This is a genomic window from Mycetocola sp. Y442 (assembly GCF_056898615.1).
Window position 1 is genome coordinate 235,393 of record NZ_JBXHBV010000002.1, and the last position, 24,257, is coordinate 259,649.

The 24,257-nt window shown below is 66.2% G+C and carries 21 protein-coding genes and 2 tRNA genes; 15 read left to right on the forward strand and 8 right to left on the reverse strand.

From position 1 onward, the window contains the following. Positions 1 to 60 precede the first annotated feature (60 nt). Both AC1X6S_RS07835 and AC1X6S_RS07840 read left to right on the forward strand, forming a co-directional pair. A complete protein-coding gene (locus tag AC1X6S_RS07835; protein ID WP_483405199.1) occupies positions 61 to 411 on the forward strand; it encodes a hypothetical protein in 351 nt (116 codons plus the stop codon). Between the two features lie 230 nt (positions 412 to 641). After that, the gene (locus tag AC1X6S_RS07840; protein ID WP_483405200.1) at positions 642 to 2,027 is read left to right on the forward strand and encodes an AAA family ATPase; all 1,386 of its coding nucleotides are present in this window, start codon (positions 642 to 644) and stop codon (positions 2,025 to 2,027) included. Between the two features lie 98 nt (positions 2,028 to 2,125). On the opposite strand, the gene AC1X6S_RS07845 is transcribed toward AC1X6S_RS07840, so the two are convergent. After that, positions 2,126 to 2,701 carry an NADPH-dependent FMN reductase gene (locus AC1X6S_RS07845; RefSeq protein WP_483405201.1) on the reverse strand — a complete coding sequence of 192 codons (576 nt, stop codon included), beginning with the start codon at positions 2,699 to 2,701 and terminating at the stop codon, positions 2,126 to 2,128. A gap of 97 nt (positions 2,702 to 2,798) precedes the next feature. Between AC1X6S_RS07845 and AC1X6S_RS07850 the strand changes: the two genes are divergently transcribed. Further along, on the forward strand, positions 2,799 to 3,413 hold the full coding sequence (locus tag AC1X6S_RS07850) for a MarR family winged helix-turn-helix transcriptional regulator (RefSeq protein WP_483405202.1): 615 nt from the start codon (positions 2,799 to 2,801) through the stop codon (positions 3,411 to 3,413). A 30-nt stretch (positions 3,414 to 3,443) separates the two neighbouring features. Here the strand turns inward: AC1X6S_RS07850 and AC1X6S_RS07855 are convergent, their stop codons facing one another. Beyond that, complete coding sequence (locus AC1X6S_RS07855; protein WP_483405203.1) at positions 3,444 to 3,755, reverse strand: hypothetical protein; 312 nt, start codon at positions 3,753 to 3,755, stop codon at positions 3,444 to 3,446. Positions 3,756 to 3,867: 112 nt separating this feature from the next. Between AC1X6S_RS07855 and AC1X6S_RS07860 the strand changes: the two genes are divergently transcribed. Beyond that, positions 3,868 to 4,683 carry an inositol monophosphatase family protein gene (locus tag AC1X6S_RS07860; RefSeq protein WP_483405204.1) on the forward strand — a complete coding sequence of 272 codons (816 nt, stop codon included), beginning with the start codon at positions 3,868 to 3,870 and terminating at the stop codon, positions 4,681 to 4,683. A gap of 58 nt (positions 4,684 to 4,741) precedes the next feature. On the opposite strand, the gene rfbB is transcribed toward AC1X6S_RS07860, so the two are convergent. Next, positions 4,742 to 5,740, reverse strand: coding sequence for a dTDP-glucose 4,6-dehydratase (rfbB, locus tag AC1X6S_RS07865; RefSeq protein ID WP_483405205.1), 999 nt, complete (start codon positions 5,738 to 5,740; stop codon positions 4,742 to 4,744). Positions 5,741 to 5,928: 188 nt separating this feature from the next. On the opposite strand from rfbB, the gene AC1X6S_RS07870 reads away from it, so the two are divergent. Beyond that, a complete protein-coding gene (locus AC1X6S_RS07870; RefSeq protein ID WP_483405206.1) occupies positions 5,929 to 7,266 on the forward strand; it encodes an APC family permease in 1,338 nt (445 codons plus the stop codon). Between the two features lie 158 nt (positions 7,267 to 7,424). Here the strand turns inward: AC1X6S_RS07870 and AC1X6S_RS07875 are convergent, their stop codons facing one another. The 3 genes from AC1X6S_RS07875 to AC1X6S_RS07885 all read right to left on the reverse strand — a co-directional run bounded on the left by AC1X6S_RS07875 (position 7,425) and on the right by AC1X6S_RS07885 (position 10,940). Next, positions 7,425 to 8,285 (reverse strand): SDR family oxidoreductase, encoded by an 861-nt coding sequence (locus tag AC1X6S_RS07875; RefSeq protein WP_483405207.1) that lies wholly within the window; start codon positions 8,283 to 8,285, stop codon positions 7,425 to 7,427. 115 nt (positions 8,286 to 8,400) lie between these two features. Next, positions 8,401 to 9,138 (reverse strand): VIT1/CCC1 transporter family protein, encoded by a 738-nt coding sequence (locus AC1X6S_RS07880; protein WP_483405208.1) that lies wholly within the window; start codon positions 9,136 to 9,138, stop codon positions 8,401 to 8,403. A gap of 98 nt (positions 9,139 to 9,236) precedes the next feature. After that, a complete protein-coding gene (locus AC1X6S_RS07885; protein ID WP_483405209.1) occupies positions 9,237 to 10,940 on the reverse strand; it encodes a glycoside hydrolase family 13 protein in 1,704 nt (567 codons plus the stop codon). 273 nt (positions 10,941 to 11,213) lie between these two features. Here AC1X6S_RS07885 and AC1X6S_RS07890 point away from each other — a divergent pair, with 273 nt between their 5' ends. The 5 genes from AC1X6S_RS07890 (at position 11,214) to AC1X6S_RS07910 (ending at position 17,124) form a co-directional block, all read left to right on the forward strand. After that, complete coding sequence (locus tag AC1X6S_RS07890; RefSeq protein WP_483405885.1) at positions 11,214 to 12,437, forward strand: sugar ABC transporter substrate-binding protein; 1,224 nt, start codon at positions 11,214 to 11,216, stop codon at positions 12,435 to 12,437. A gap of 82 nt (positions 12,438 to 12,519) precedes the next feature. Continuing rightward, entirely contained in the window at positions 12,520 to 14,142 is a 1,623-nt protein-coding gene (locus AC1X6S_RS07895) for an ABC transporter permease subunit (RefSeq protein WP_483405210.1), read from the forward strand. After that, positions 14,142 to 15,071: a sugar ABC transporter permease gene (locus AC1X6S_RS07900; protein WP_483405211.1), complete on the forward strand. Its 930-nt coding sequence runs from the start codon at positions 14,142 to 14,144 to the stop codon at positions 15,069 to 15,071. The genes AC1X6S_RS07895 and AC1X6S_RS07900 overlap by 1 nt, the downstream gene beginning before the upstream one ends. Beyond that, positions 15,071 to 16,900 carry a glycoside hydrolase family 13 protein gene (locus tag AC1X6S_RS07905; protein WP_483405212.1) on the forward strand — a complete coding sequence of 610 codons (1,830 nt, stop codon included), beginning with the start codon at positions 15,071 to 15,073 and terminating at the stop codon, positions 16,898 to 16,900. Before AC1X6S_RS07900 ends, AC1X6S_RS07905 begins: the two co-directional genes overlap by 1 nt. 59 nt (positions 16,901 to 16,959) lie before the next feature. Continuing rightward, positions 16,960 to 17,124 carry a hypothetical protein gene (locus AC1X6S_RS07910; protein WP_483405213.1) on the forward strand — a complete coding sequence of 55 codons (165 nt, stop codon included), beginning with the start codon at positions 16,960 to 16,962 and terminating at the stop codon, positions 17,122 to 17,124. On the opposite strand, the gene AC1X6S_RS07915 is transcribed toward AC1X6S_RS07910, so the two are convergent. Beyond that, positions 17,108 to 17,710, reverse strand: a complete 603-nt coding sequence (locus AC1X6S_RS07915) for a hypothetical protein (protein WP_483405214.1) — start codon at positions 17,708 to 17,710, stop codon at positions 17,108 to 17,110. The two genes, AC1X6S_RS07910 and AC1X6S_RS07915, sit on opposite strands and share 17 nt — an antisense overlap. After that, positions 17,707 to 19,071 (reverse strand): serine/threonine-protein kinase, encoded by a 1,365-nt coding sequence (locus AC1X6S_RS07920; RefSeq protein WP_483405215.1) that lies wholly within the window; start codon positions 19,069 to 19,071, stop codon positions 17,707 to 17,709. The genes AC1X6S_RS07915 and AC1X6S_RS07920 overlap by 4 nt, the downstream gene beginning before the upstream one ends. A 107-nt stretch (positions 19,072 to 19,178) precedes the next feature. Between AC1X6S_RS07920 and AC1X6S_RS07925 the strand changes: the two genes are divergently transcribed. From AC1X6S_RS07925 to AC1X6S_RS07945, 5 genes are all read left to right on the forward strand, one after another. Then, positions 19,179 to 19,250: transfer RNA gene (locus AC1X6S_RS07925), tRNA-Thr, on the forward strand. A 35-nt stretch (positions 19,251 to 19,285) separates the two neighbouring features. Then, a tRNA-Met gene (locus AC1X6S_RS07930) sits at positions 19,286 to 19,359 on the forward strand. A gap of 209 nt (positions 19,360 to 19,568) precedes the next feature. Continuing rightward, the gene (locus tag AC1X6S_RS07935) at positions 19,569 to 20,591 is read left to right on the forward strand and encodes a 3-oxoacyl-ACP synthase III (RefSeq protein ID WP_483405216.1); all 1,023 of its coding nucleotides are present in this window, start codon (positions 19,569 to 19,571) and stop codon (positions 20,589 to 20,591) included. Further along, the gene (locus AC1X6S_RS07940; RefSeq protein ID WP_483405217.1) at positions 20,588 to 23,260 is read left to right on the forward strand and encodes an alpha/beta fold hydrolase; all 2,673 of its coding nucleotides are present in this window, start codon (positions 20,588 to 20,590) and stop codon (positions 23,258 to 23,260) included. The genes AC1X6S_RS07935 and AC1X6S_RS07940 overlap by 4 nt, the downstream gene beginning before the upstream one ends. After that, the gene (locus tag AC1X6S_RS07945; protein ID WP_483405218.1) at positions 23,257 to 24,228 is read left to right on the forward strand and encodes an NAD-dependent epimerase/dehydratase family protein; all 972 of its coding nucleotides are present in this window, start codon (positions 23,257 to 23,259) and stop codon (positions 24,226 to 24,228) included. The genes AC1X6S_RS07940 and AC1X6S_RS07945 overlap by 4 nt, the downstream gene beginning before the upstream one ends. The last annotated feature ends 29 nt before the right edge of the window (positions 24,229 to 24,257 follow it).

Consider the following 24,257-nt stretch of genomic DNA (forward strand, 5'->3'; position numbering starts at 1 on the left):
TGGACCGATGACCGGCGTGCGCCGAGTCCGGGCGATAGGATGCCCCCGTGGGAGCACAGCGTGATTGATCCAGCGAGGCTGTATCGCAACTGGCTCGTCCGACTCCGTGCGAAACGGGCTCTTCTGCAGATCAGCGATTCGCTGCTCGATGAGGTGAAACCGATCGATCTTTCCGAAGGAGATCTTGACGATCCGTGGTGGTCGGTCGCCGCGGATCTCGATTATCTGGAGTCGCAGATGGCCGGGACTCGTTTCTGGTCGCCGAACGCTCGAGGACACGGCTTCCGGGTGGACGCCCTCGCGCTGGTCCACGACCTTCTTCCACGGGTGCGCGCCCTGCCCCTGCCGCGGACCACAGCCATCCTCGAGCAGGTGGCGCGCATTCTGCCCGCGATCGACCTGGGTCGTTAACCAGAACAGGGTGCCTCGCCAACGGCGAGACACCCTGAACGACGGTCGCGGCCGGGAGCTCGGTCGGTGCGAAGGCCGCAGGTCCCCGCGACTACCGAGGTCGTCCGAACCAGGATTTCCTGTCCTACGTCTGGCCCAGACGATAGCCTGACGTCTGACCGGCACCATCGACGATGCGAGGACATGTGGACGAACAGCAGCAAGCTTTCATCGAGACCTTCCGTCGGTTCATGGATGACGTCCTTCTTGCTCCCCGTCCCGCGGTGGATGCCATCACTCCTCTTGGTGAGGTCGTGCAGGAGTTCCTGCAATCCGAGGTCGCGCTACTTCCGATGGTGACCGAAGAGCTGCCGATGCACCGGCTCGTTGATGCCGACATCGCACTCGATGAACTCACCGCGCCGGGTTCGGTGATCGGGATTACCGGCGGCCAGCAGCGCGAGTCCAACTCGTTTCAGGAGTTGCTGAGCAGCCCGTTCGTTCGTTTCGCGCCGGGGCCGGTCGACTACGTGTCCTCACCCATCGGGCCTACGGGCGAACGGCGAGTGGTTGCTTTCGGACTGCGTCTGCTGACCGTGCACGGGCGCCGGGTGGCCGTTTTGCAGCGGGGTGCCCGCCCCGAATACGGTCGGTCCAGCGCGCGGCTCGAGATCCTCGCGGCCGACGAGGCCGGCTCCACGGCGCTTCTGGTGGAGTTGCGTCGCTTGATGCTCGAGCGCAGTGTGCTTCGCGGGCAGGTGCTCTCGTTCAGCGGCAATGAGTACGGTCCGAGTGCGGCGGGCATCGACTTCCTGGAGCGGCCGACGGTGGCCCGCGACCAGGTGATCCTCCCGGACGGGGTTCTCGATGACCTCACCCGACAGGTGATCACCATTGGCACGCACCGGGATGTTCTGAGGGCTTCAGGCCGCCACCTCAAACGAGGCGTTTTGCTGTACGGCCCGCCCGGATCAGGCAAGACCCTGACGATACGGCACTTGCTGAGCGAGACCCCCGACATCACCGCGGTCGTCCTCGACGGTGCCAGCATCCAGTTCGTCACGCAGGCCGCTGAACTGGCGCGCGCCATGCAGCCCGCCATTGTCGTGCTTGAGGACGTCGACCTGGTGGCGACCGATCGGAGCTTCTCGATGGGACCCCAACCGTTGTTGTTCGCCATGCTTGATGCCCTCGACGGTCTTGATGGCGACGCGGACGTCGCATTCGTGCTCACTACCAACCGCGTTGAAGTCCTTGAGAACGCGCTCGTCGACCGTCCCGGCAGAATCGACCTTGCTGTCGAGATTCCACGACCGGATGCCGATGCACGAACCCGGCTGTTCACTCTTTACGCCGACCAAATGCCGCTTTCGACCGAGGCGATCGAGCGGGCAGCCGGTCGCGCTGAGGGCGCAACAGGTGCCTTTGCGAAAGAGGTCATGCGCCGCACCATGTTGCTGGCTGCCGAGGAGGATCGTCAGCCGACCGATGACGATCTGGCGGCTGCGATGGACCGCCTGCTCTCGGCCCGCGATGAGCTCACGCGCCGGTTACTCGGTGCTTCAGACGATTCGGAAGAATTCGACGATCGCGGTGATCAAGCGACGCCAGAGTCAGCGTGGGTTCCCCTGTCCTGACATCGGAACCGGGCGTGCTGACGGGGCGTGGGATGACCGTGAACGAGAACAGGGTGCCCCGCCAACGGCGAGGCACCCTGAACGAAGGTGGAGAAGACTTACGCGGCGACGAGCGCTGCGTCGCGAACGGTCTCCATGGCCTTGGCCCACACGACGAGCTGGTCGAGCATCGGCGCAACGGTCGCGGCCGAGAGCTCGGTCGGTGCGAAGGTGCTGAAGTTCTCGAAGTCGGTGAAGAGGCTGAACATGCCGGTCTTCTGAACGTGGGCGAGCTGGAGCTCCGAGAGGATTCCGCGGAGGTGCTCCACCGCACGAACGCCCGAAGCTGATCCGTATCCGACCATGCCGGCTGCCTTGTTGTTGAACTCGGCGTTCAGGTACGAGAGCGCGTTGGCGAGGGCCGGGGTAACCGAGTGGTTGTACTCGCCGGTGATGAAGATGTATCCATCGAACTCGGCGATCTTCTGGGACCATGCCTTGGTGTGGTCGTTCGCGTAGTTCTGGTACGCGGCGGGGTATCCCTCATCGAGGACCGGCAGGTTGTAAGCCGCAATGTCAACGAGCTCGAACTCAGCGTCCGTGCGCTGCTGCGCCTGCGCGAGAACCCATTCGGCAACGCCGAGGTTGATGCGTCCCGGGCGGGTGCTTCCGGTGACAATAGCGATCTTAGTCATTGGCGACCTTCCAAATAGTTGATGTGTCAATTAGTCTGACGGTAACAGTCTGGGTGTCATTGATTGTCATGTCAACTAAATGGAGGTGAATCTTTCGATGAGTGCAGAAGAGTCTCAGCCACGCTGGTTGGACGACAGGGAAAAGGCCGTCTGGCTGACCCTCCGCGAGTTCATTTGGGAGTTTCCCACCGCGATTGATCGCCAGCTCCAGCGGGATTCAGCGCTGTCCGTTGTGGAGTACTCGGTGCTTGCGGCTCTCTCCGAGTGCCCCGGCGCGCGAAAGCGGTCCGGCGACCTTGCCGCCGACCTGGGCTGGGACCGAAGTCGGCTTTCCCACCTGGTCAAGCGCATGGAGGTCAAGGGAACCGTCGCCCGTGCTCATTCGGATGCTGACGGTCGAGGCCAGGACATCGCACTCACCGATGCGGGATGGGACGAAATTCGCGCCGCGGCACCGGGTCATGTGACTTTCGTGCGCGAATCGGTTTTCGATCCGCTGACCCCCGAAGAGCAGGACCAGCTCGAATCGATGCTGACGCGCATCCGGGCGCAGATCACTACCGAAGGCCTGTGGGGGCGAAAGAAGGCGGGGGTCGACTGCCCACCCGACGCCACATCCGGGCCGGGGTCGACCGCGTCATCCGCAGCGTGCGATGCCGCGGGCACTGTCGAGCCTGAGGTCGACGCCCCTGAGACGTGCCCCACGACCTGATCTTCGTCCCGCGGTCTCGAACCGCCGGGTTCAGCACGTTGGCGGCGCCTTGGGCCTGGTCAGCGGAAGGGGTTCTCTCCACGTGCTTCCGCTCGACGCGAGGAGCTGGGATGGCAGCTTGCGTTCGTACAGCCCGTAGACGTTCTGTGTGGCCTCGGCGAGCGACCCCCAGTACCCGATCAGTTCACGCCGACCCGGGTCGGCGTGCCATGTCACCGCCCGGAAGTACAGTACCTGTCCAGGGCCGAGCTTCAGTTTCCGGATCACTGCGATCGGAGTCTGCGATGCACCGTGGGTCACCTCCCACTCGATGGCTTTCGTGAAGTTCGACAGATCCGGCATAAGTCGAATATACGTTCGAAACTCCTGACAATCAAACTCAGGACACCGATTCCGGGACATTGCCCGGCTGGCTTCTGGGTTAGCGTTGAGAGGGAACCGAGAGGACTCCCCGATGAGCGTTGAGCTGCAGAACCTTGCCACCGAAATCGCACTCCAGGCTGGTGAACTCATCCACCGTCGCCGTCGCGAGGGCGTCACCGTCGCCGCCTCCAAATCGTCGGCCGAAGATGTGGTTACCCTCGCCGACCGGGAGTCGGAGGACCTCATTCGTTCGCTGATCGCCGATGCGCGCCCCGGCGATGGTTTCTACGGTGAAGAGTCGACGGCAACGGGCAGCTCGACCGGAGTCACCTGGGTCGTCGACCCGATCGACGGCACCGTCAACTACCTCTACGACATCCCGAACTACGCGGTCAGCATCGCCGTCGTCGAGGGCGACCCTGACCCGCACTCGTGGATTGGGCTCGCCGGAACCGTGGTGAACCCGGCGGCGGGGGAGACGTTCAGCGCGTCGCGCGGCGGTGGCGCAACCCTCAACGGCGCAATGATTCGGGCGAACACGGATGTCACTCCGTCGCTTGCGATGGTCGGAACGGGTTTCAGCTATACCGCTGAGCGCCGCATCTGGCAGGCGGGAATCGTGCAGCAGCTGGTCGGCCAGGTCCGCGACATCCGCCGCATGGGCTCGGCGGCGCTCGACCTGTGCTCCGTCGCGTGCGGCCGACTGGACGCGTACTACGAGCGCGGACTCAACCCGTGGGACCACGCTGCCGGTGCGCTCATCGCCGAGGAAGCCGGCGCCCGCGTCGGCGGCCTGCACGGCGCAGCGGCGAGCCGCGACTTCACCCTCGCCGCCGATCCCGTTCTCTTCGACGCACTGCATGAGATGCTGATCGAAGCGGGCGCGGAGGCATCCGTTCTCGGCTGACCGGTCTGCTTAACGCGAGAAGCCGGGCACGGGGCCCGGCTTCTCGTGCGTGGATGGGTTACTGGCCCTGCTCCTTGTAGCGAGCCTCGGTGGCGTCCTTCTGCGGCGCCCACCATGCCTCGTTGTCGCGGTACCACTCGATGGTGTCGCGAAGGCCGGCCTCGAAGTCGGAGAACTGCGGAGCCCAGCCGAGCTCGGTGCGCAGCCGGGTCGAGTCGATCGCGTAGCGGAGGTCGTGGCCGGCACGGTCGACGACGTGGTCGTACGCGTCAGCGGGCTGGCCGAGCTGGGTGAGGATGAGTTCGACGACCTCTTTGTTGTTCTTCTCGCCGTCGGCGCCGATGAGGTACGTCTCACCGATCTCACCCTTGTCGAGGATGGTGAGCACCGCGGACGAGTGGTCGTTGGCGTGGATCCAGTCGCGCACGTTTTCGCCGGAGCCGTAGAGCTTGGGGCGTTCGCCGCGGAGCACGTTGGTGATCTGGCGGGGGATGAACTTCTCGACGTGCTGGTACGGCCCGTAGTTATTGGAGCAGTTGGAGATCGTCGCCTTCACGCCGAACGAGCGGACCCAGGCGCGAACGAGCAGGTCGCTGCCCGCCTTGGTCGACGAGTACGGGCTGGACGGGTTGTACGGGGTGCTCTCGGTGAACCGGTTCGGGTCATCGAGTTCGAGGTCGCCGTAGACCTCGTCCGTCGAGATGTGGTGAAAACGCTTGTCGTGCTTCCGCGCCGCCTCGAGCAGCGTGTATGTCCCGATGATGTTGGTGTCGAGGAACGGCCGCGGGTCATTCAGCGAGTTGTCGTTGTGGCTCTCTGCTGCGTAGTGCACGATCGCGTCGGTGTCTGCCACGAGCGAGTCGACAAGGGCTGCATCCTGGATGTCACCCTTCACGAAGGTGAAGCGATCCTCGGGCAGTCCCGCGAGCGAAGCAAGGTTGCCGGCGTAGGTGAGTTTGTCGAGCACCGTCACCGTGTGATCGGTGTTCGCGAGAACATAGTGGACGAAATTCGAGCCGATGAATCCGGCGCCGCCGGTTACGAGAAGTCTGGACACCCGGCCAGTTTACCCAGACGGATGCTGTGAGGCGCTTTTCGAAGACTCTCAGACTGCGATGGCACGATATTTATCAGCGCGCAAGCCCCGCCGCAAATTTCGGCAGACGGCATCCGCTCTCTTACCCTTGCAGACGCAAGCGACCCACGAGCCGACAGTGGCTATCGCATTCATCGAGAAAGACGCTCATGACCTCTATTACACCGGCGGGTCAGGCGGACACCGCCCCCGCGTCAAAACTCAAGCGGAGCATCACAGGTCCTCTTCTCTTCCTGTTCGTCCTTGGCGATGTGCTCGGCGCAGGGATTTACGCTCTCATGGGTGTGCTGTCGGCCGAGGTCGGCGGGGCGCTGTGGGCACCGCTCATTCTCGCTCTGCTGCTCGCTCTGCTCACCGCCGGCTCGTACGCAGAACTGGTCACCAAGTACCCGAAGGCCGGCGGCGCCGCGGTGTTCGCCGAGCGGGCGTTCAAGAAGCCGATCATCTCGTTCCTCGTCGGTTTCAGCATGCTGGCGGCTGGCGTGGTCAGCGCCGCAGGACTGTCACTCGCCTTCGCCGGGGAATACCTCGGCACCTTCCTCGACGTGCCGCCGATTCCCGCCGCGATTGTCTTCCTCGCGCTCGTCGGATGCCTCAACGCGCGCGGCATCCGTGAGTCGATGGGGAGCAACTTCGTCATGACGATCATCGAGCTGAGCGGTCTCGTCATCGTCGTCGTTGTGGTCGCCATCATGCTCGCGAACGGCGGTGGCGACGTGTCGCGCATCGGTGAGTTCCCCGCCGGCTCGGTGCCAGCGGTCGCGACCCTGAGCGCCGCGATCATCGCCTACTATTCGTTCGTCGGCTTCGAAACGAGCGCCAACGTCGCCGAGGAGATCAAGAACCCGAGCAAGGTCTACCCGCTCGCGCTGTTCGGGTCGCTCGCCACAGCCGGCGTCGTGTACATCCTCGTCGGGCTCGCCAGCTCGATCGCGCTGCCCGCGAGCGAACTCGCGGACTCGTCCGGCCCGCTGCTCGCGGTTGTCGCTGCAAGCGGTGTCGGAATCCCCGAGTGGATCTTCAGCCTCATCGCCCTCGTCGCCGTCGCCAATGGTGCGCTGCTCACGATGATCATGTCGAGCCGCCTCACCTACGGCATGGCGGAACACGGACTTCTGCCGAGCGTCCTCGGCAAGGTGCTGCCGAAGCGAAAGACACCGTGGGCCGCGATCGTGGCGACGACCCTGGTTGCGATGGCGCTCACCCTCGTCGGTGACGTGTCGACCCTCGCCGAGACCGTCGTCCTTCTGCTGCTCTTCGTGTTCATCTCCACGAACGTCGCGGTTCTCGTGCTCCGCCGCGACAAGGTCGAGCACAAGCACTTCAAGGTCTGGACCTTCGTGCCTGTCCTCGGTGTTCTCTCCTGCGTCCTCCTGCTCACCCAGCAGAGCGGTCAGGTGTGGCTGTTTGGGCTGCTGCTTCTCGCAGCCGGCGTCGTGCTGCACTTCGTCGCGGGCGCTGTGCGAAAGAAGCGCGCGAACCAGTAGCCGACGGAATCCTCCGCCGGGGCATCCGCTGGGCGTTGGATCCCTCGAAGGTGACACTTTTTGTGGGTGATGCTCGCGCTCACCCACAAAAAGTGTCACTTTCACGCCCGGATGCCGGATGCCGGATGCCGGGTGCCGGATGCCGGGATGCGGCGGGTCTAGCTGAGCGCCAGCCGCAACCCTTCGAGCAGCGGCGTCGTCGGTCGTCCGATCAGGCGAGACAGGTCGCCTGACGTGTCCGCGAGGTCGCCGTTTCGGATGTCTCCGTCGAGGCGGACGATGAAACCGATGGTTCCCTCATCGAGACCCGCAGCCCGGAGGGCGGCGGCGTGCTCCTCCGGCGTTACCGGGGTGAAGGTGATTGCTCGTCCCGCCAGTTCGCTGAAGGCCGCGGCGAGCTGGTTGCCGTCCCAGGCGACATCACCCGAGAGTTCGTAGACGGCACCGTCGTGCCCGTTCCCGAGGAGCACGACCGCTGCAGCCTCCGCGAAATCGGTTCGCGATGCGCTCGCCACGCGGCCTTCGCCTGTGCTCGCGAGGTAGGTGCCTGACGCCGTCGCCTGCGAGAAGGCGCCGACATAGTTCTCGGTGTACCAGTTGTTGCGGAGGAAGGTGAAGGGGATGCCGCTGGCACGGATCATCTCCTCGGTTGCCTCGTGCTCGGGGGCGAGCACGAGAGTGGAGGTGTCGGCGTGCGGCGCGCTCGTGTAGACGATGCGCGATATCCCGGCGCGAACCGCGGCATCGACGACGTTCCTGTGCTGTTCGACCCGTCGCCCGGCTTCGCTGCCGGAAACGAACATCAGAGTGTCGGCTCCGGCGAAAGCGGCATCGAGAGTCGCGGGCTTCGAGTAGTCGACGACGGCAGTTCTGACGCCGAGAGCTGACCCCAGCGCGTCGAGTTTCTCCTCGGAACGACCGGTGCCGGTGATCTCGCCTGGCTGCGCGCCGCGCTCACGCAGGTGTTCAATGATGAGCCGGCCGAGCTGGCCCGTTGCTCCTGTGACGACGATCGACATGTCTCCCTTTCACGGCACGGCTGGTTCGTGCTCTCTCTGGGGGAACCGTCGGTGAGGCGATCTGCTTCCCGATTGACGGCATCCGTTGTCGAATCGATCCGGTCTGGATTCCCGCCTAGATTCCCGCTGTACCGAGCAGGCTACCGACAGCGAACGTCGCGCCGAGGGCGAGTGCGCCGCCAACGACCACTCGGATCGTTGGACGAAGCGGTGGGCTGCCGCCCAGCTTCGCCCCCAGTGCGCCGGTGAGCGCTAGGGCGATCAGCACCGAGACGAACGTTACGGGGATACGCCATTCGACGGGCGGCAGGAGAATCGCGAGCATCGGCAGGATCGCCCCGACGGTGAAGGCGACGGCCGACGCGAACGCGGCGTGCCAGGGGTTGGCGATATCGGCCTCGCGGATTCCGAGTTCGACCGAGAGATGCGCGGCGAGAGCGTCATGCTCCGTGAGTTCGGTGGCGACCTGGCGCGCGGTGCTTTCCTGCAGGCCGCGCTGCTGGAGCATCCCCGTCAGTTCCTCGAGCTCCTCGTCCGGCATGTCACGCAACTCGGTGCGCTCCTTCGCGACGAGAGCGCGCTCGCTGTCACGCTGGCTCGACACCGAGACGTACTCGCCGAGAGCCATCGAGATGGCGCCTCCGATGAGCCCGGCGGCGCCCGCCGAGAGGATCGGCAGGTAGGCGGTCGTCGCACCGGCGACGCCGACGACAAGCGCCGCGGTGGAGACGATGCCGTCGTTGGCGCCGAGAACGCCGGCGCGCAGCCAATTGAGTCGACTCGCGAGGCCGTTGCTCGAGTGGGGCTCGTTCGCGTGCGAACCGGGCCCGGCGGGGTTGTCCAGCGCGCTCATGGAGGCAGTTGAGCACGGCCAGAGTCTCGGTGCGAGGGTCCAAAGGCAGGGATGCAGAAGGGGCGGATCGCGATCGCGATCCGCCCCTTCACGAGCAACTACGGTGTGCGGAGCCAGACCGTCGTGTCGCCCGGGAGCGTTTCGCCGTCGAACGCGCCGCTGGAGAGGATCAGCTCAGCTCCCGCGAGCGACGCCGGCAGCGCGACATCGGTTGTGCTGGTGTTCGCCACCACGGTGACCGCGCCGTTGGTGAACGCGATCACGTCGTCGCCGAGGCCATCGATCCACTCGAGGGTGCCGAGGCCGAGTGACTGCTCCCGACGGACGCGCAGCGCCTCGCGGTACAGCTCGAGCGTCGAACCCTCAACACCAGCCTGGGCGTCACGGGCGTACGGTGCCCAGTCGGCCGGCTGCGGCAGCCAGGCGTCGCCGGTGGAGTTGAAGCCATACGCCGGAGCGTCCGCTTCCCACGGAATCGGCACACGGCATCCGTCACGGCCGTACCGCTCGCCGTTCGTACGGAACCAGGTGGGGTCCTGGCGGGCGTCATCCGGCAGGTCGATGACCTCGGGAAGGCCGAGTTCCTCACCCTGGTAGATGTACGCGCCACCGGGCAGCGCGAGCATGAGCGCGGTTGCCGCTCGGGCACGCTGGAGGCCGATCTCACGAACGGGCTGGCCGGGGCTCTTCGGGCCGATGCCGTGACCCTGCGGATTCTCGGCGGTCAGCGCGAGCCGTGATGCGTGGCGAACCACGTCGTGGTTGGAGAGCACCCAGGTGCTCGGTGCGCCGACGGTGCTGAACGCCTCGAGCGATTCGTCGATGACAGCGCGCAGGGCGGATGCCTCCCACGGGGTCTCGAGGTACGGGAAGTTGAATGCCTGCTGCATTTCGTCGGGGCGCACCCACTTGGCCATCTTTGCCAGCGGCTCGACCCACGCCTCGGCGCACAGCACCCGGTCGCCCTCGTACTCCTCGAGGACCTGGTGCCAGTCGCGGTAGATGTCGTGGACACCTTCCTGGCCCCAGTACGGAGCGCCGCCGTCGATGTCGTCGAAGTCGTCGATACCCGGCTCGAGTCCGAGCGGGGTGGTGCCGCCCATGCTGCCGCCCTCGGCCGGCGGGGTGTAGTCGGGCAGGCCGTCGGCCTTGATCATGCCGTGGGCAACGTCGACGCGGAATCCATCGACGCCGCGGTCCAGCCAGAAGCGCAGGACATCGCGGAACATGGTGCGGACGTCTTCGTTGTTCCAGTCGAAGTCAGGCTGGCTCGAGTCGAAGAGGTGCAGGTACCACTGCCCGGCAGTGCCGTCGGGGTTCGTGGTTCGGGTCCACGCCGGTCCGCCGAACACGCTCTGCCAGTTGTTCGGGGGAAGCTCGCCGTTCTCGCCCTTGCCGTCACGGAACATGTAGTGCGCGCGTTCTGGCGAACCGGGGCCTGCGGCGAGTGCAGCCTGGAACCACTCGTGTGCGTCGGAGGAGTGGTTGGGGACCAGGTCGACAATGACGCGGATGCCGTTCTCGTGCGCCTTCGCGGTCATCGCGTCGAAGTCGTCGAGGGTTCCAAAGAGCGGGTCGACATCGCAGTAGTTCGCGACGTCGTAGCCGGCGTCCTTCTGCGGGCTCGTCATGAAGGGTGAGAGCCAGATGGCGTCGATGCCGAGGTCAGACAGCGAACCGAGTCGAGAGGTGATTCCAGGCAGGTCGCCGATGCCGTCGCCGTTCGCGTCGGCGAAGGAACGAGGGTAGATCTGGTAGATGACGGCGGAGCGCCACCACTCGGGGCTGGTGGGGGTATTCATGCGGCTACTCTATGGCATCCGTCTCACGCTCTGTAAGCGCTTACGGGACGGCTGAGGTGACAAATGGGTAACTGTCCCCGAAAGGGGCGCGCCGTTGCTTGTGTTTTACACATCGACCGGGTATATCTGGAAACGCTTACAGCACTTGTCGGCACCGAGAGAATGGCCTTTCGCGCTCATGGCGTCCCGAACCGGAACACTGGATCGGCTTCGTCGGCGGCCATGACGGGCAACGAGGCCTCGTTCACACACGTAATCATGAAAGGCACACCAATGAGGGTGAAAAACTCTTCGTTCCTGAAGGCGGGCGCGTTGGCGGCAGTTGCCGCACTGTCGCTCGCGGGCTGCTCTGCCGGCGGAAGCGACAAGGCAGAGGGCGATTCAGAATCGACACTGACCGTTTGGGTCGACGCGGACCGCGCGCCGGTGCTCAAGGAAGCGGCCGAAGACTTCACCGAGGAATCGGGCGTCAACGTGAAGCTGGTCCAGAAGGACTTCACCAAGATCCAGGACGAGTTCATCGCCCAGGTCCCGTCGGGCAAGGGTCCTGACATCACCATCGGCGCCCACGACTGGCTCGGCAACTTCGTCACCAACGGTGTCGTTCAGCCGATCGAGCTCGGCGACAAGGCCGCCGAGTTCGAAGACGTCGCGATCCAGGCGACGAGCTACGAGGGCAAGACCTACGGCCTGCCGTATGCGATCGAGAACCTCGCGCTCCTGCGCAACACGGCACTCGCACCCAACGCACCGACGTCATACGACGACATGGTCGCAACGGGCAAGGCAGCCGGAACCGAGTTCCCCTTCATCGTGCAGGTCGGACCTGAGAGCGACCCGTACCACCTGTACCCGTTCCAGACCTCGTTCGGTGCTCCTGTCTTCGGCACCAACCCCGACGGCAGCTACAACGCGGAGGACCTGCAGATCGGTACCGGCACCGCCTTCGCGACCTGGCTCGCGGAGCAGGGCGCGGCTGGCAACCTGAGCACCTCGCTCACGAGCGACATCGCGCAGGAGAAGTTCAACGCCGGTGCGAGCCCGTACTTCCTCACCGGTCCGTGGAACGTCGGCGGCGCTCAGGAAGCCGGCATCGACGTTGCCGTTGACCCGATCCCGTCCGCAGGCGGACAGCCCGCACAGCCCTTCGTCGGCGTGCAGGCCTTCTTCGTCTCTGCGAAGAGCAAGAACACCCTCGCGGCCAACGAGTTCCTCACGAACTTCATCGCCACCGAAGACGTTCAGACCGCTCTCTTCGAAAAGGGCCAGCGTCCGCCGGCCCTCACCGCCTCGTTCGAGGCTGCGGCAAGCGACCCCATCGTCGCCGCATTCGGTGCGGTGGGCGTCAACGGCGTTCCCCAGCCGACCATCCCGCAGATGGGTAAGGTCTGGCAGTTCTGGGGTGTCACCCAGGCAGCCATCATCAACGGCGAAGGTGACCCCACCGAGCTGTGGACCAAGATGACCGCAGACATCCAGGCTGCGATCGCAGAATAACGAAGTCAGGATGCCGGGAGGCGGGCGATAGCTCGCCACCCGGCATCCTTTCTCCGTCACGCACACATCAACTGAGGCGACCATGCAGACGAGTACCGAGAAATCCCCCGAGACCACACCGCAGGTCGCCGAGTCGAAGCGGCAGAAGCGCGCTGCCCGCATCGCTGAACACGCGTCTGGGTCGATAACGGCTCTCCTCATCAAGATCGGCATGCTCGCCGTCGTTGACGCCATTGCCGTCTATGGCCTCTTCGTGCTCTTCCTCCGCCAGGACTGGGTGATCTTCGCGATCGTCCTGCTGGTCACCGTGGCGATCAACGTCATCTACTTCAAGCGTGGACTGCTGCCGCTGAAGTACCTGGCCCCCGGCCTCGTCTTCCTCCTGATCTTCCAGATCTTCGTCATCGGCTACACCGCGTACATCTCCTTCACCAACTACGGCACCGGCCACAACAGCACCAAAGCGGATGCCGTCAGCTCGCTGATCCAGTCGGCCCAGTACCGCGTGCCGGACTCTCCGACCTACGGCCTCACCGTCGTTGAGCAGCTGGGCGCGTTCAGCTTCCTGGTGACTGACCCCGACGGTGACGTGCTGATCGGAAACACCGAGACCCCGCTGACCGAGGTGTCCGACGCCGAGATGTCCGGCGACAAGGCAGTGAGCCTGCCGGGCTACACCAGCCTCAACTTCACCGACATCGTCACCAACCAGGACGCGATCGCGGCCATGACCGTGCAGATCTCGGACGACCCCAACGACGGCGCTCTCCGAACTCCCGACGGATCGAGCGCGTACCTCTACCTCTCCACGCTTGCCTACGACGAGGCCGCTGACACCATGACGAACACCGAGACCGGTGTCGTCTACTCCGACACCGGCAACGGCGCGTTCACCTCTGAGGACGGCGAAGAACTGCTGCCAGGCTGGAGCGTCGTGATCGGGGCGGAGAACTACCTCACGGCCTTTACCGACCAGAGCATCCGCGGACCGCTCATCGCCGTCACGACGTGGACCTTCCTCTTTGCAATACTCAGCGTCGCGACGACGTTCATGCTCGGCCTGTTCCTCGCTGTCGTCTTCAACGACATGAGGATGCGGGGCAGGAAGTTCTACCGCGTGCTGATGATCCTGCCGTACGCGTTCCCCGGCTTCCTTGGGGCCCTCGTCTGGGCGGGGATGCTCAACAAGGATTTCGGGTTCGTCAACCTCGCGCTCCTCGGCGGGGCAGAGATCCCCTGGCTGACCAACGAGTGGCTGGCGAAGTTCAGCATCCTGTTCGTCAACCTCTGGCTCGGCTTCCCGTACATGTTCCTCGTCTGCACCGGGGCGCTGCAGTCAATCCCCGACGAACTGCAGGAAGCGGCGAAGATGGACGGCGCGAACCCGTGGCAGGTGTTCCGCCGCATCAAGTTCCCCCTGCTGCTCGTCTCGGTTGCCCCGTTGCTGATCTCATCGTTCGCGTTCAACTTCAACAACTTCAACCTGATCTATATGCTCACCAACGGCGGTCCGCGAGACGCGTCGGCGAGCATCAACGTCGGCGGGTCCGACATCCTCATCTCGATGGTTTACAAGGTCGCGTTCGTCGGGGCCAACCGTGACTACGGGCTCGCGAGCGCATTCTCGATCATCATCTTCGTGATCGTGGCGATCATCGCCATCGTGAGCTTCCGGCAGACAAAGGCACTGGAGGACTTGAACTAATGTCTCTCACCACTCCGACGGTCGCCGCTACCGGCACCCCTACCGAGCCGCGCTCGATCCCCACGAAACGGCCGTTCAAGTTCAGCCGCTGGTTCGCAGCAACCGGATGGCGGCACCTCGTCGGCATCGTGATGGTCGTCTTCTCGGTCTTCCCGCTGCTGTACGTCCTGAGCGCGTCGTTCAACCCGAACGGCACACTGTTGCAGTCGAACGGTCTTTTCTCCGCGTTCGGCCTCGACAACTACGTCGACCTGTTCAACACTCCGGAGCAGCCGTACGCCGCGTGGTTCGTGAACACCCTCGTCATCGGCCTGACCACGGCGGTCGGAACCGTCTTCCTCGGCGCGCTCGCCGCATACTGCTTCAGCCGGATGCGATTCGTCGGCCGCCGGTTCGGACTGATGTCGCTGCTGATCGTGCAGATCTTCCCGCAGCTGCTCGCGGTGGTCGCGATCTTCCTCCTGCTCACGACGCTCGGCGATATCTTCCCGATCCTCGGCCTGGACAACCAGATCGCCCTGATCCTCGTGTACCTCGGCGGAGCGCTCGGCGTGAACACGTACCTGATGTATGGGTTCTTCAACACGGTCCCGTCGTCGCTCGACGAAGCGGCCAAGCTTGACGGTGCCGGTCACGCACGGATCTTCTTCACCATCATCCTGCGCCTCGTCGCACCGATCCTCGCGGTGGTCGGGTTGCTGAGCTTCATCGCAACCACGAGCGACTTCGTCATCGCGAGCGTTGTGCTGGTGAGCCCCGAGCGGCAGACACTCGCCGTCGGCCTCTACCAGTTCGTGTCGCAGGAGTTCTCGAGCAACTGGGGCGTCTTCGCCGCCGGTGCCGTGCTCGCGGCGATCCCGGTGATGGCGCTGTTCCTGTACCTGCAGAAGTACATTGTCTCCGGCCTCACCGCCGGCGCCGTCAAGTAATGGAACCGCACCACGACGGGTCCCCGCTCTACGTCTCCAACCAGTCGCCGGCGCTCGGCGAGTGGGTGCAGGTCCGGCTGCGCGTGCCGCACGCCCTCGGCGAGCCGCGTGCGGTCCGGGTGCGTTCGAACCCGGATCGCGAGCCGCGCTTCTCTGAAGCCACCCTGCTGAGCACAGTGGCCGGCTGGGACTGGTGGCAGGCGGAGATCCTCATCGAGAACCCGGTGCACGGCTACCGGTGGGTTGTGCGGACAAGTGACGGGCGAGACCACTGGATCAACGCCCGCGGTGTCTTCGACACTGAGACGCTCGACAGCGAGGATTTCAAGCTCACGAGCTACCCCGCTCCTCCCCGGTGGGCATCAGGAACCGTGCTGTACCAGATCCTCCCCGACCGGTTTGCGCGGAGTGCGGCAGCCAGCCAGAGGGAAGTTCCGGACTGGGCGATCCCCGCCGAGTGGGACGACGAGGTTCTGCTTGAGCAGCCAGCTCGCTCGCAGCAGTTTTTCGGGGGCGACCTCGACGGCATCACCCTGCACCTTGACCACCTCGAGAAGCTCGGCGTCAGCGCCCTATACCTCACCCCGATCTTCGCCGGCCGATCCAATCACCGCTACGACGCGTCCAACTTCGACGCCGTCGATCCGCTGCTCGGTGGCGATGAGGCGCTCGTGCGGCTCGTCGAGGCCGCGCACGCTCGCGGGCTCCGCGTCCTCGGTGACCTCACCAGCAACCATTCCGGCGACGCCCACGACTGGTTCGTCGCTGCCCACCGGCATCCGGAAGCCATCGAGAGCGACTTCTATCACTGGCTCGATGACGAGCAGGAGACGTACGCGTCGTGGCTGGGGGTGCCGAGCCTGCCGAAGCTCAACTGGAACTCGCCCGAACTGCGCCGCCGGTTCATCGAGGGCGATGACTCGATCGTCGCGAAGTGGCTGAAGGCCCCGTTCGCGCTCGACGGCTGGCGCATCGACGTAGCCAACATGACCGGCCGTTTGGCGGACCAGGACCTCAACGCCGATGTGCGCCGCACGATCCGCCGCACGATGATCGACGTGAATCCAGACACCTTGCTCGTCGCTGAGTCGACCAATGACGCGTCGGTCGATTTCCAGGGCGATGGCTGGCACGGTGCGATGACCTACGCCAACTTCACCCGGCCGCTCTGGGGCTGGCTCAGCGAACCGGGCACCCCGGCGGGCGGCGGCCTTGGGATGAACATGTCGACCATGCCGACCTACACCGGGCAGCAGTTCTATCGCGCGCACCGGCAGTTCTCCGCCGGTTTCCCGTGGCAGACCAGGCTCGCCACCATGAACGCGCTCGACACCCACGACACCCCGCGGTTCGCGACGCACGCACTGCCCGGGGTGATTCCCGTCGCGCTCGGCATGTCGATGACGCTGCCGGGCATCCCGGTCGTCTTCGCCGGCGATGAGTTCGGGCTCACCGGTATCGACGGCGAACATTCGCGGACACCGATACCGTGGGAGCGCGCCGACGAAGCCGGCGAGCGGATCGACCTGTACGCGACGCTCATCGGCCTGCGCCGTGCGCACTCGTCGCTCAACGGCGGCGGTATGCGGTGGTTGCACGTCGGTGACGATGTGCTCGTCTACGCCCGCGAAGACGAGTTTGAGACGATCCTCGTGGTTGCGGCACGCGCGGACTTCGATCTGCACCTGCACGCGGATGCCGTCGGCGGCGTGCCATCAGCCACCCGCCTGTTCGGGTCGGCGGCGTTGTCTACCGATGAGAACGGCATCCGCCTGTCGGGCGACGGGCCGGCTTTCGCCGTGTGGCAGTTGGCGGGCGTCGCGCTGTAGCGCCCGGCTGCCTCGGGCGCGCCGCAGCCGGCCTGCCTCGCGCCCACCGCTACACATCCATGCCCACGCTGCAGAAGCTTCTGCAGCGCGAGCATGGATATGCAGCGCTCGGAGCGGACGTGCTCGCTGTGCAAACCCGGCGAGGGGACGTGCTCGCGGGGGAAGCGCTCGGAGCGGACATGCTCGCCGCGCAACTCGCGGACGGGCCTACTCGCCCGGTTTGACCTTCGGGGCTTTCGGCTCCTTGGGGGCTTTGGATGCCTTGGGCCCCTTCTCGTTGTTCCCGTTCCCGTTCCCGTTGCCGTTCCCGTTGCCGTTGCCGTTGCCGGGCCCGTTTGGTTCCGACTCGTCCGGCTCGGACTCATCGGGCTCGGACTCATCGGGTTCGTCTTCGTTTTCCTCGTCGGTGACCGGCGTCGTGGGACTCACGGGCGTGACGGTCGTTGTCGGCTGCGGCTCCGGTTCGACGGGCGCCGGGGCCTGTGCTGCCAGTGCGGCGTCGACATCGGCGAGCACTGCGGCGAGTGCGGCATCGATGCGCTTGTGCCGAGCGAATGAGACGGAGCCGTCGGCGGCTGCCTCCTCGAGTTCGGTGTCGAACGTCGTGAGCGTGTCACGCGCGAGCTGCAGTTCACCGTCGGCCACCGCCTGCGTGACCGTGAGCACTGTCGCCTGGAAGCGCGTCGCCGCGTCGGTGTCCAGGTCCGGCGCGCTCGACTGGCACCCCGTCAGCGCGGCGACGCCCAGAACGGACGCGAGCATGAGCGGCGCCACACGGGAGGGGGGACCGGCAATGAAACGGGCGCTCATGGTGTCACGCTCTTCTGCAGCTCGTCGAGGTGCTCGCCGATCTCGCCCGGCACCGCCGGGTAGTCGACGGGCGCAGGTTCTGTGGTGCCGCTCAGGGAGACCCCCAGGGCGACGGCGATCGCGATGACGACGGCTGCTGCCGCTGCCGCGAGGGTCGCCGTCAACCTGATGCGCCGGCGTGGCCGTGCGGGCACCGACGCCGCCGTCACGGCATCCGTTACCGACTCTCGCGACGTGCCGGGTGTGCCGGGTGTGAGGAGTGCGGTCCGCGCCGTGCTGGCCTCCGACGTGGCACCCAACAGCGCGGTGGGGGAGCCGGTGTCGACCACGGTCAACGCGGTAGGGGAGCCAGTGTCGACCACGGTCAGCGCGGTGGGGGAGCCGGTGTCGACCACGGTCAGCGCGGTAGGGGAGCCGGTGTCGACCACGGTCGCCGCGGTGGGGGAGCCGGTGTCGACCACAGCCATCGCGGCGGTCGCCTCGTCGGGGTCTGCGGCCGACCGGTAAGCGCCGAGCCGCCGGATGCCGCGAAGCGCCAGCGCGACCTCGTGCGCGGTCGGCCGGTTCGTGGGCAGCCGCGCAGTCATGGCGGTGAGCGTCTCGGCGAGCAGCGGGTCAAGGTCGCCCGGCAGCTCGGGGTCACGCGTCAGCGGAGCGAGCGCCGCGTGCTGCCCTGATCCAGAGAATGCGCGCCGGCCGGTCGCGCACTCGAGGAGGACCAGGCCGAGGGAGTACACGTCGCTCGCCGGTCCGACGTCTTCTCCGCGGGCCTGTTCGGGACTGAGATACCCCGCGGAGCCGACCGTGAAGTGCGTCGCCGTGATGCGGGTGCCATCCACCAGGCGGGCGATGCCGAAGTCACTGAGTTTCGGGTGCGGGCGCGTGTCGTTGCCCGCCGTGTGGGCGAGCAGGATGTTCGCGGGTTTCACGTCGCGGTGCACAACGCCCCTGTCGTGGATGTAATTCAGGGCGTCGGCGAGGTCGGCACCGATGTGCCGGGTATCGTCGGCGCTGAGCGCCCCGTGCGCGAGACCCTCGCGGAGGTCTGACCCGCGGATGAGTTCCATCACGAGGTAGGAGCGGGGGTGCAGCGGGTCGCTCTCGTCGGTTCCGGCGTCGAGCAGCGTCACGAGCCCGGGGTGGGTCAGGCTCGCGAGCAGTGACATCTCGCCCTGCTGTCGGCGGAAGTCGCCCGGCGACGCGGATGCCGGCGAGAAAAGTTTGACGGCGACGTCGCGCTGCAGCGGCTCGTCGCGGGCACGGTACACCGAGGCCATGCCGCCGGCGCCGATGAGCGCGAGCAGGCGGTATCGTCCCGACAGAGTCAGGTCGATGGGCGGTGCGTGTGAGATCTCGGTCATGGGTCCTTCCCTCCTGCCATGCTACGGTTCCAGCACAAGCGCCCGGTATGGTTCGAAGCACCCCGCGATGGATGCTAGTCTCTACTGGTGCCATTTCGTATGGCCACGCTCCGGTAGCTCAGTGGTAGAGCACTTCCTTGGTAAGGAAGAGGTCGTCGGTTCAAACCCGACTCGGGGCTCGTTACTTTCTCGGTAAGCCCGGGCGAAGTTTCGCGGCAGGGTAGCTCAGTTGGTGAGAGCGCACGACTCATAATCGTGAGGTCGCGGGTTCGAATCCCGCTCCTGCTACGGGGAAAGGCCCCTCAAGGCCTCTTCCCACTGAACCCCAAGGTCTCGCCACCTTGGGGTTTCTCCGTTTCCGGGGCCCTGTTTCCGTCATCCCGGCCGTCGCACCATGCATGCAAAGGCGACGGAGTGCAACCCCGGTAAACGTTCAGCCCGTGGCAACGTAAAATCGATGGGTACTCGGCGTCGCCGAGGTCGAGAGGGAGTCTTTTTTGGCCGGCAATGCAACGACCACACATCGCAACGTCTCGTTGCTGTCTGTTTCGTCCACACTCGCCTCTCGCGTCACAACGTCGGAGGAGATCGACGCCCGCCTGAAACCCGTGCTCAAGCGGCTGCGTTTGCCGCAGCGTCTGCTGCAGCGCGTCGCCGGCGTTCACGAGCGCCGCAACTGGGAAGAAGGCGTCACCTTCGATACCGCAGCGGTCGATGCAGGCAATCGCGCCATGGCATCCGCCGGTATCACTCCCGACAAGGTCGGCCTTCTCATCAACACCTCGGTGACCCGCAAGCACCTCGAACCGTCTGTCGCGGTCAAGATGCACCACGGGCTCGGCCTGCCGTCGTCGGCGATCAACTTCGACATCGCCAACGCGTGCCTCGGTTTCGTGAACGGCATGACCCTGGCGTCGCAGCTCATCGACGCCGGTCAGATCGAATACGCGGTGATCATCGACGGGGAGGATGCCGACGAGATCCAGCACAACACCATCGAGCGGCTTCACCGCCCGGACATCAGCCGCACAGACTTCATGAGCGAGTTCGCGAGCCTCACCCTCGGATCCGGCGCTGCAGCCGCTGTTCTCGGTCGCGCTGATGACAACCCGAACGGGCACCGCATCCTCGGCGGCGTCACTCGTGCGGCCACCCAGTTCAACGAACTCTGCGTCGGCAGCGTCGACGGCATGTTCACCGACGCGAAGGCGCTGCTCAAGGGCGGCATGCAGCTCGTCACTTCTGCATGGAAAGAAGCCCGCACCGACTGGAGCTGGGCCTCGATGGACCGCTACATCATGCACCAGGTGTCCGACGTGCACACCAACGCCATCATCAAGGCGATCGGCATCGATCGCACTCGGGTGCCGCTGACCTACCCGACCCTCGGCAACGTCGGCCCCGCGTCCATCCCCATCACGCTCGCCTCGCAGGCGGACAGCCTCAAGAGCGGCGACCGCGTGCTGCTCATGGGCGTTGGTTCCGGCCTCAACACGGCGATGATGGAACTCGCCTGGTGAGTCCCCGGCTGCCGCGTGCGGCTGAGCTGCGCTCGCCCGCGACCCTTCCCCCGCTCGGCCTCGACGGGCTCGATCCCGCCTTCTCCCGGATTGTGACGACGACGGATGCCGCGGCATCCGTTGGTCACGACTGGCACGTTCTCGACAACGCCGGCCGCCTCGCCGAACTCGGTGTGACGCCGGTCGGCACCATTCTCTGCGTTCACGGCAACCCGACCTGGTCGTACCTGTGGCGCCGTCTCGTGTCACAGGCGACGGATGCCGCTACCAACGGCGGCGAGGCGTGGCGCGTTCTCGCCGTCGACCAGCTGGACATGGGCTTCTCCGAGCGCACGGGTGAGCGTCGACCGCTCGCGCAGCGTGTTCGGGACCTCGGTGCGCTCACCGACGCGCTCGAGCTAGACGGACCGGTGTTCACCCTCGGACACGACTGGGGCGGTGTCGTGTCGCTCGGCTGGGCTGTCGATCACCCCGACCTGCTCGCCGGTGTGATGCTGCTCAACACGGCCGTGCACCAGCCGGAGGCCGATGCGATTCCCGCGCCGCTGCGACTCGCGCTGCAGCCCGCGCTGCTCGGCAACGCCACGGTGGCGACGCCCGCCTTCCTCGAGACGACGCTTGCTCTCGCGCACCCGCCGCTGCCGAAAGCAGTTAAGGACGGCTACCGCGCGCCATACAGCGACGCGACCAGGCGCGGCGGCATCGGCGGTTTCGTCGCCGACATCCCCGTCGACGCCGACCACGAGAGCTTCGCTGAGCTCACCCGGATCTCCTCGGGGGTCGCCCAGCTCACCGTTCCTGCGCTCATGCTGTGGGGTCCGCGCGACCCGATCTTCAGCGACAAGTACCTCGACGACCTCATCGACCGGCTGCCGCACGCCGATGTGCACCGGTTCGAAGGTGCCGGTCACCTCGTCGCGGAAGACGTGGACTACGCCGGTGCCGTCCTGACCTGGCTGGCCGACGGCATCCGCTCTGCCGGTGCCGATTCTGTCGCCGCAGCGGATGCCGCTGCCGACGACGAGCGCCAGCCGCTCTGGCACTACCTCGACGAATTGCGTGACAGCGACGACACGGTCGTGGTGGACATGGTGCCGCCGACGGGCGATGAGCCGCGCGTCGTCAGCTGGAAGCTGCTGTCGCGCCGGGTGCGCCAGATTGCCTCTGGACTCAGCGCGATCGGTGTGACCAAGGGCGACCGGGTGTCGCTGCTGATTCCGCCGAGCGCCGACCTCGTCGCAGTGCTGTACGCGTGCCTGCGGATTGGCGCGATCGTCGTCGTCGCTGACGCTGGCCTCGGTCTCAAGGGGCTGACCCGAGCCGTTCGCGGCGCGTGCCCCGACCACATCATCGGTGCGGCGACCGGTCTTGCTGCGGCGCGCGCGCTCGGCTGGCCCGGCCAGAAGATCTCGACGGCGACCTACCCGGCGCCGGTTCGCCGCGCGCTCGACGTGTCGTACTCGCTCTCCGACCTGATCTCGCTTGGTTCGGACGAGATCATGCCAGAGCCTCCTGCGCCGACCGACACCGCTGCCGTGCTGTTCACCTCAGGCTCGACCGGGCCTGCGAAGGGCGTCGTCTACACCCACGCCCAGCTGTCCGCGGTCCGTGACGCGCTCGCCGCTCAGTACGGCGTCGGGGTTGGAACAGGCCTCGTCGCCGGCTTCGCCCCGTTCGCGCTGCTCGGCCCGGCGCTCGGCGCCCGGTCGGTCACTCCAGACATGGACGTGACCTCGCCGAAAACTCTCACCGCGACCGCCGTCGCCGCAGCGGTCGCCGCCGTTGACGCCACAGTCGTATTCCTGTCACCGGCCGCGGTCGCGAATGTTGTCGCCACCGCAAGCGAACTGACGGACGCCGACCGCGACGCGCTCGCCGGGGTCGAACGGTTCCTCTCCGCCGGTGCCCCCGTTTCCGAACCCCTGCTCGCCGCGATCTCGGCGCTCATGCCGAACGCGACAGCGCATACGCCGTACGGCATGACCGAGGGGCTGCTGATGACCGACATCACGCTCGACGGCATCCGTGAGGCTGCAGCCGAAGCCGGTGCTGGTGGCGTGTGCGTCGGCAGGCCAACGGGCGTCACGCGCGTGCGCATCGCGCCGCTCGACGAGACCGGTCGCTCCACCGAAGACCTCACCGACGAGCCGAACGTCACCGGCGAGATCATCGTCTCTGCGCCGCACGTCGAAGACCACTACGACCGGCTCTGGCTGACCCACCGGGCCAGCCGTCGCGGGGGAGTGCCGGGCGAACGCTGGCACCGTACCGGCGACGTCGGCCACCTCGACACCGCTGGCCGGCTCTGGGTCGAGGGCCGGATGCCCCACGTCATCGCAACGGCGGACGGCGTGCTGACCCCCGTCGGACCCGAGCAGGCCATCGAGCGGCTGCACGAGGTCGCGCGCGCCGGTGTCGTCGGTGTCGGCCCTGACGGCAATCGCCAGGTCGTCGCCGTCGTTGAAACCGTGCCGCCGGCTCGGAGTGTGTCCCTCGCGACGCCTGCGCTTGCCGATGCCATCCGCGGCATGGTCGACGTTCCGATTGCGGCTGCCCTCGTGGTGCCGCGGCTGCCAACCGACATCCGTCACAATTCCAAGATCAACCGTTCGGCCCTGTCCGACTGGGCCGGCGGCATCCTCGCCGGCGGACGGATGACGAACCCGTGAGAGTCCTCGTCACCGGTGCGAGCGGGTTGCTCGGGCGTGCAGTTGCCGCCGAGATCCGCTCGGCCGGTCACGAGGTGACGACCTTTCAGCGGCGCCCATCCGGCGTCGATGGCGTTACCGATGTGCTCGGTTCGGTCACCGAAACGGATGCTGTCGCTCGCGCGGTTGCGGACCAGGACGCGATAGTCCACCTGGCCGCGAAGGTGTCGCTCGCCGGAGACCCGGCCGATTTCGACCGCATCAACGTCGGCGGGACACGCAACCTGCTGGCCGCGGCATCCGCGTCGGGTATCGGGAAGTTCGTGTTCGTGTCGTCGCCGTCCGTTGCTCACGCCGGGACGTCGATCGTCGGGGATGACGCGCTGCCCGCCGACCCGGCGCATGCTCGGGGCGACTATGCGCGGACCAAGGCGGAGGCCGAGTTGCTCGCTCTTGCCGCTGACTCGCCGGAGCTTCGGGTCGTTGCCGTTCGGCCGCACCTCGTCTGGGGTCCGGGTGACACGCAACTCGTCGCGCGGGTGGTGGAGCGTGCGCGGGCCGGGCGGTTGCCGTTGCTCGATGCCGGTGCCGCGCTCATCGACACGATCTATATCGACAACGCGGCGTCGGGTATCGCTGCCGCGCTGGAGCGGGTGGATGCCGTTCACGGCAATTCGTACGTGCTCACCAATGGGGAGCCGCGGCCGGTAGCTGAGCTGCTCGCCGGAATCTGTGGCGCGGCCGGAGTCGCGGCACCTCGCTGGAGTGTGCCCGCCGGCCTGGCCCGTGGTGCCGGGTCGCTTATCGAGCGGGCCTGGCGCGTGAAGCCCGGCGTTGACGAGCCGCCGATGACGCGGTTCCTGGCCGAACAGTTGTCGACGGCGCACTGGTTCGACCAGCGCCGCACGCGCGCCGACCTCGAGTGGACGCCAGCTGTGTCGCTCGACGAGGGTTTCCGTCGCCTGGCGGAGTCGTACCGCAACTCCTGACGCGACCCGCGCACGACCCGCCCGCGGAG